This window comes from Psychrobacter sp. CAM01 (assembly GCF_032842965.1).
Taxonomy (GTDB): Bacteria; Pseudomonadota; Gammaproteobacteria; order Pseudomonadales; family Moraxellaceae; genus Psychrobacter; species Psychrobacter celer.
The window spans coordinates 1-1,295 of record NZ_JAWJBL010000014.1 but is presented as its reverse complement, the minus strand read 5'-3'; the positions used below and the strand labels follow the sequence as shown (position 1 = coordinate 1,295).

The following is a 1,295-nucleotide window of genomic DNA, read 5'->3' as shown; positions in this document are numbered from 1 at the left end:
TAATGCTTGTCAGTTAAGTCATTAATATCGCCGTAACGGGTATCGTTGCGGCTTTTTCTTTACCGCCCTAGGGTAATGCCTTTGTCGTCGACTCGGTAGAACAAAACTTCTAGCCATTGCCAATATCCCATTAATGAATTTTGGTATGTTTCCCGGAGCAACCGCGGGAAGCAGGCTCAGTTGGGCACTCAGGTATATCGCAGTTTGTTTAAATCCCATCTGATAGGGCTCTGTATCTTTCAAGCTGTATGCCATCTGAGCCATCATAAACCGCAGTAAGTTATACGCGAGTACCATTCCCCATAACTCTTGATTTACTAAGACGGGCTTTTTGCTCCTCAATGTGAGTTCATTATTCAACATATGCTGCTTCATTTCTCTGAAGCCATGTTCTATTTCCCAACGATGCCCATACAGGTCGACAATATCGGCGTTGGGGTATCGAAGTGGATCACTCATTGATGTTAATATCTGAACCCTCTTCCCATTCACGTCTTTTGTTATCAATCGAGCTCTCAATATCATTGGAGCGTTAGTCCATTTTTTGCGTGCTTGAGGGGATAGACGTAATTCAACTAACTCATCTCCGGAGCCGAGTTTCTCTACGACTAGGTACTGTGAGCCTTTACGTAATGGGAGCATCCAGTGTTTCTCTACGCCAGAGGACTGCCAATGGTGAAGTAACCCCAGAGCATAAAATCCTTTATCAAAAATGGTCAGAGAACTATCCGGGGTTTGCTCTGTCAATTTGGCAGCAAGGCCAATTTCGCTCACCTCGGAAACGCTACCAAAATGTGCGCCCGAAATCAGATGGCTTGTGATCTCCATCTGGCAAACCATGCGAAGTTGCGGCCAATCAGAACGTGAGTGTTCATTGGCTGTTCGCCCAAATACGGCATCATTTTCAGGGGTATCTGGTGTACGCCATAATGTGCCATCGACAGCCATTAGGGTTAATCCGTTCCAGTGTGATAATGGCAGTTTATCAAGCCAGAGCTGACTTGTTTTCTCAAATACTTTACGGACTGCATCTTCCCCTAGCCGTTGACGTGCCTGAACAACGGCACTTGGTGCAACGAAAGGCCGGTTACCTGGTAAAACAATGTCTAAATGAGAAACGAGTTGCGCCATGGAAAGAGAACGAAAAAGGGACATTCCTGTTACAGCCCATACCATCATTTCCATCGGAAGACGGCGTTTTCTTATCGTAACAACCCCAGCATCCACGAGACATTCATCAATAAGTTCAGCGGAAAGGAGGTCCGAAAGGGCTGTAAATTCTGTTGGAGAGAAAG

1 protein-coding gene is annotated in these 1,295 nt (G+C 45.8%); it reads right to left on the bottom strand.

Going from position 1 to position 1,295, the window contains the following annotated elements; translation table 11 throughout:
• Window positions 1–21: 21 nt before the first annotated feature.
• On the bottom strand, window positions 22–1,295 hold a 1,274-nt coding region (locus R0I52_RS08380; RefSeq protein WP_317053959.1), incomplete at its 5' end, for an IS4 family transposase.